The organism is Mesorhizobium sp. M4A.F.Ca.ET.020.02.1.1, from assembly GCF_004022645.1.
Taxonomy (GTDB): Bacteria; Pseudomonadota; Alphaproteobacteria; order Rhizobiales; family Rhizobiaceae; genus Mesorhizobium.
This window is the reverse complement of record NZ_RZOI01000454.1, coordinates 1-5,077: the sequence shown is the minus strand read 5'-3', so window position 1 is coordinate 5,077 and position 5,077 is coordinate 1. Positions and strand designations below refer to the sequence as shown.

The following is a 5,077-nucleotide window of genomic DNA, read 5'->3' as shown; positions in this document are numbered from 1 at the left end:
AAGTAGATCATCGCCTTGCCGGCGACCCGGCCGACCTTGTGCAGGTCGGAGACGCCGGCAATGCCGGTCGCCACGGTCAGGAAGATCACCGGCGCGATCACCATCTTGACCAGCTTGATGAAGGCGTCGCCGAGCGGCTTCAGCGACGCGCCGATGTCGGGATAGAAATGGCCGAGCAGAATGCCGGCGGCGATAGCCGCCAGGACTTGCACATAGAGATGCCGATAAAAGGGTATCTTGCCGCGCGGCTCGGCGGCAGCGAATGCTGTCTGCATGACGTCCTCCGTTGCGCCCCGATCGAAAGGCTCGACCTCCCGGGGCATTTGACCTCCAACAGCCTCGCGGCTGCCGATTCCGTCTTTGCAACCCGCGTGCCAGTTTCCGTCGGCGCGGACTTACTTTGATTTTGTTGGTTTTTTTCGAGCCGCTGGCCGCCCGGTCTGGCGGCGGCGTGCGGCCATCCGCATGGGTCGAATTGTGTTTTGTGCGAAATCATGCACAGATGGGCGATGCTGCAGCGCCCCGCAGCCGGCGCCATTGCCGGCCTTTCTCCAACGCCCGAGCAGCTCGGCAAAAGGGCGCGCCGAGCGTGGCTGCTGTTTGCCGGCGTGGCCCTCGCCATCATCGCCGCGGCGCTCTACGGCGCCGGCCTTTATGGCCGCGCGGTCGAGGTCGACGCGCTTGCCGCGCAGGGGCGCACCGACGCCAACCTGAAGGTAGCGCTGCTCCGCGCCGTGCTGGAAAACCCGCGCGCGCTGCCGCTGCTTCTGTCTGAGGACCAGCAGGTGCATGACGCGCTGACCGCGCGCACCAATGCCGCGATCGACGTGCTCAACCGCAAGCTCGAAGGGCTGGTGTCCGGCACCAAGGCGTCGGTGCTCTACGTCACCGGCACGGACGGCCTGGCGGTCGCGTCGAGCAACTGGCGCGAGCCGACCAGCTTCGTCGGCAACGACTACGGCTTCCGCGCCTATTTCTCCCGCGCCATGCAGACGGGAACCGCCGAGTATTTCGCGCTCGGCAATGTCAGCAAGCGCCCCGGCCTCTACATCTCGCGCCGTGTCGGCAGCGCCTCGGCACCGCTTGGCGTCGTTGTCGTCAAGATGGAGTTCGACCAGCTCGAGGCCGACTGGCACGAGGCCAACCGGCCGGCCTATGTCAGCGACGAGCATGGCGTCGTGCTGATCACCAGCGTGCCGTCCTGGCGCTTCATGACGACGGCGCCGCTTGCCGGCGCCTCCCTTGCCGAAATCCGGGACAGCCAGCAGTTCGGCGACGCGCCGCTGGTGCCGCTGCCGATCACGCGGAGGGAACCCTTGAGCGCCGACGTGTCCATAGTGCATGCGATCACGCCGGGCGGCAGCGATGGCGAATATCTCAGGCTGTCGACGCCGGTCGCCTCGACGCCGTGGCGGCTCGACTATCTCGTTCCGGCCGAGGCGCCGATCGCCGCCGCCCAGCGCGAGATGCGGCTCCTGGCGCTCGGCGTCATCGGGCCGCTCATCGGCCTTGCCGCCTATCTGTTATGGCGCCGGCAATCCGCGCAGATGCGGATCGCCGCCGAACAGGCGACGCGCGCCGAGCTCGAACGTCGTGTCGTCGAGCGCACCGAGGATCTGAGCCGCGCCCGCGATCGCCTGCAGGCCGAGATCACCGACCATCGCAGCACAGAGGCCAAGCTGCAGGTGGTGCAGCAGGAGCTGGTGCAAGCCAATCGACTGGCCATCCTCGGTCAGGTCGCCGCCGGTGTCGCTCATGAGATCAACCAGCCGGTGGCGACCATCCGCGCCTATGCCGACAATGCGCGCGTCTTCCTCGACCGCCAGCAGACGGCGCCGGCCGAGGAGAACCTCGATGCCATCGCGGCGCTGACCGAGCGTATCGGCACCATCACCGACGAGTTGAAAACCTTCGCCCGCAAGGGCCGCACGGCGGCCGAGCCGGTCGAGTTGCGCGGCGTCATCGAGGGCGCGGTGGTGCTGCTCAGAAGCCGTTTCGCCGGCCGGCTCGACGCGCTCGATATCGCGCTGCCGCCGCCCGCACTCAAGGTCATGGGCAATCGGGTGCGGCTGGAACAGGTGCTGATCAATTTGTTCCAGAACGCGCTGGAGGCGCTGGACGGTCGCGACGGCGCCAGGGTCGAGGTTTTGGTCGAGGAAAAAGACGACGGCGTCGTGCTCAATGTCTCGGACAACGGGCCGGGCATTCCGCCGGCGATCCTGAAATCGCTGTTCACGCCCTTCAACACCTCGAAGGAGAAAGGGCTGGGGCTAGGTCTCGTCATCTCCAAGGACATCGTCGCCGACTATGGCGGACGCATCGAGGTCGCGAGCGGCGCCGAGGGCACGCGTTTCACCATCCATCTTGCGAAAGCGGCGTAGCATGGCGACCAACGACCCCGCCCCGGTCATCCTGATCGACGACGACGCCGATCTCCTGAAGGCGACAAGGCAGACGCTGGAGCTCGCCGGCTTCGCGGTGTCGGCCTTTTCGATGGCGCGAGAGGCTCTGGCCGGGCTCGACGCCGGTTTCGCCGGCGTGGTGGTGTCCGACATCCGCATGCCCGAGATCGACGGACTGCAGCTTTTCGACCACATCGTGGAGGTAGACCCGGACATCCCTGTCATCCTCGTCACCGGCCATGGCGACATCGCGATGGCCGTGAAGGCGATCAAGGACGGCGCATACGACTTCATCACCAAGCCCTTCGCGGCCGACCGGCTTGCACAAAGTGTCTGGCGGGCGGCCGAAAAGCGCCGCCTGGTGATGGAGAACCGGGCCTTGCGCGAGGCGGCCGAGCAGGCGCAGGACAGCCTGCCGCTGATCGGCCAGACGCCGGCGATGGAGCGGCTGCGCCGCACGCTGAGACAGATCGCCGATACCGATGTCGACGTTCTGGTGACCGGCGAGACGGGCTCCGGCAAGGAAGTGGTGGCGAGCCTGCTGCACCGCTGGAGCCGCCGCGCCCAGGGCAATTTCGTGGCGCTGAACTGCGGCACGCTGCCGGAGACGGTGATCGAGAGCGAATTGTTCGGCCACGAGGCAGGCGCCTTCACCGGCGCACAGAAGAAGAGGATTGGCCGCATCGAGCATTCAAGCGGCGGCACGCTGTTCCTCGACGAGATCGAGAGCATGCCGCCCTCGACCCAGGTGCAGATGCTGCGGGTGCTGGAAATGCGCGAGGTGACGCCGCTCGGCACCAATGAGGTGCGGCCCGTCGACCTGCGCGTCGTCGCCGCCGCCAAGGTCGATCTTGGCGATCCCGGCCAGCGAGGTGCCTTCCGCGAGGACCTTTACTACCGGCTGAACGTGGTGACGCTGTCGATCCCGCCGCTGCGCGAGCGCCGCGACGACGTGGCCCTGCTGTTCGGCTATTTCGCCGAGCGTGCGGCCGCCCGCTTCCAACGCTCGATGCCGGCCGTGCCGGCGGCGGTTACCCGCCATCTGAGAGAACATGACTGGCCCGGCAATGTGCGGGAGCTCGCCCATTTCGCCGAGCGTTTCGTGCTCGGGCTTGAGGACAGCGCCGGCGCGCAACAGCCTGCCCCGGCCGAATCGGATGCTGCCATGCCGCTGCCCGAACGGCTCGACCGCTACGAGGCCGAGATCATCCGCGAGACACTTGGCCGCAATGACGGCGATGTCCGGCGCACGATCGAGGCGCTGGGGATTCCGCGCAAGACCTTCTACGACAAGTTGCAGCGGCACGGCATCGTGCGCAGCGATTTTTCCAGATAATTCAATCGGGTGGAACGGAAAGCAGGGCGCGGCCGTTTGAAAGGCGCCGCGAACCGTGGCACGTCGGCACCAGATAGTCCCGAAGATCGCGGCGGAGTCCCCTGGCGAGGTGCGTTCGGGTTGCACTTGGCCGATGTTGATGGTTTGTTGCCGGGCAGCGGAGATTAAGTGATGCGAGAACCCGTCGGTCAAGACGAATATGGGTCGACCAGTCCCTTCGATCCGGACGAACTGTCGAATTTGAACGCGATCGGCCCGGCCATGGGGAGTGGCAACGACTTCGAGAAATACGCCGTCGCGGTGATCATCGTGTTCGGCGCGCTGATCATCGGCGGACTGATGGCCGCCTCGATGACCTTCGGCCACCGCAACGGCTTCCTGTTCGCGCTTGGCGGGGCAACATCCGCCTGGATATCGGGCAATGCGCTGCTGCTCGACCGGCCCCGCCTCTATGCCCTGTTCGTCGGCATCGCCGCCGTCATGCTGCTGGCCTCCACGTTGACATTGGTCGTCTGACCGGGCCTATCAACCAGGGCCTGGTAGCCAAGCGCCTCGCCGGCCGCGGCGCGGCTGTCGATGGCGCCGTTGTAGCGGGGCCGCCTGGCCCCAGCCACCATCAGGGCTTAGCAGCAATCAGAACATAACCCCGCGTGCGGTTAGCATTGTCCGAGTCTTGCGTGTTCATTGCGTTAAATAGGTCGGCTGTCGTCACCCAGACGGGGGGATATTTGTACCGAGCAACGTCGAGGATGAGGAAACGGTCGGTCTCGGCATCATAAGCGGCCAAGGGTGAGATGTGGCCGCCTTTTTCCTGACCCATGGCTTTGCGCAAGTAATTGACGATGACAAAGTGCCTTTTGGTCGCGAGATAGCCTCGGACCTCCTTGCGGAAGGTGTCCATGCTGCTGTCGGCAGCATGTCGCACCTCAACCTGCACGGGCTGCAACGCAAGAAGGCCACCCAATTCATCTAAAGTCATGCCCTGCTTTTTGATTGTCTCAGCCGGAATGACCTGCTCGCTGCGGGCATCCAGAAGATTGTCCTGAGTGAAGGTGCTGTAGGGGTCATACTCGGGCACCGGTGGGGCTGGAACGCCAATGGCATTCAGAACCATGACACTGCTGGCCACCCCACAAAAAGCTTGGTTCTTCTGGGTGACGAAATTTATGGCCAGCGTAAAATAGGCTTCGCGGGCATCGGCCTCGATCAAGAGCGCTTCACCGGCATCGGAAGCCGCCCCGATGAGATTTGCCGGCAGCGGCAGCGTCTCGGCTCTGGCCTCCATCGAGGCCAATAACGTGGCAAGCAATGCGAGTCGAATGACATGCTTCATGAACAT

The 5,077-nt window shown here is 65.2% G+C and carries 5 protein-coding genes; 3 read left to right on the top strand and 2 right to left on the bottom strand.

Annotation, left to right across the window (positions count from 1 at the left end; genetic code table 11):
• The coding region (locus EN742_RS23915; RefSeq protein WP_128333357.1) for a cation:dicarboxylase symporter family transporter at window positions 1-275 on the bottom strand (275 nt) is incomplete at its 3' end.
• Between the two features lie 234 nt (window positions 276-509).
• Between EN742_RS23915 and EN742_RS23910 the strand changes: the two genes are divergently transcribed.
• The 3 genes from EN742_RS23910 (at window position 510) to EN742_RS23900 (ending at window position 4,254) form a co-directional block, all read left to right on the top strand.
• Window positions 510-2,381 (top strand): sensor histidine kinase, encoded by a 1,872-nt coding sequence (locus EN742_RS23910; protein ID WP_126056553.1) that lies wholly within the window; start codon window positions 510-512, stop codon window positions 2,379-2,381.
• A 1-nt stretch (window position 2,382) separates the two neighbouring features.
• Window positions 2,383-3,738 (top strand): sigma-54 dependent transcriptional regulator, encoded by a 1,356-nt coding sequence (locus EN742_RS23905; RefSeq protein ID WP_126056554.1) that lies wholly within the window; start codon window positions 2,383-2,385, stop codon window positions 3,736-3,738.
• A 171-nt stretch (window positions 3,739-3,909) separates the two neighbouring features.
• Window positions 3,910-4,254: a hypothetical protein gene (locus tag EN742_RS23900; RefSeq protein WP_126056555.1), complete on the top strand. Its 345-nt coding sequence runs from the start codon at window positions 3,910-3,912 to the stop codon at window positions 4,252-4,254.
• A 100-nt stretch (window positions 4,255-4,354) separates the two neighbouring features.
• Here the strand turns inward: EN742_RS23900 and EN742_RS23895 are convergent.
• Window positions 4,355-5,077 (bottom strand): phytochelatin synthase family protein (locus EN742_RS23895; protein WP_128333356.1); only part of this gene is annotated, 723 nt, incomplete at its 5' end.

Coding starts and splice junctions, on each gene's coding strand:
- EN742_RS23905 (WP_126056554.1), top strand. CDS start 2,383: ATGGCGACCAACGACCCCGCCCCGGTCATCCTGATCGACGACGACGCC.
- EN742_RS23910 (WP_126056553.1), top strand. CDS start 510: ATGCTGCAGCGCCCCGCAGCCGGCGCCATTGCCGGCCTTTCTCCAACG.
- EN742_RS23900 (WP_126056555.1), top strand. CDS start 3,910: ATGCGAGAACCCGTCGGTCAAGACGAATATGGGTCGACCAGTCCCTTC.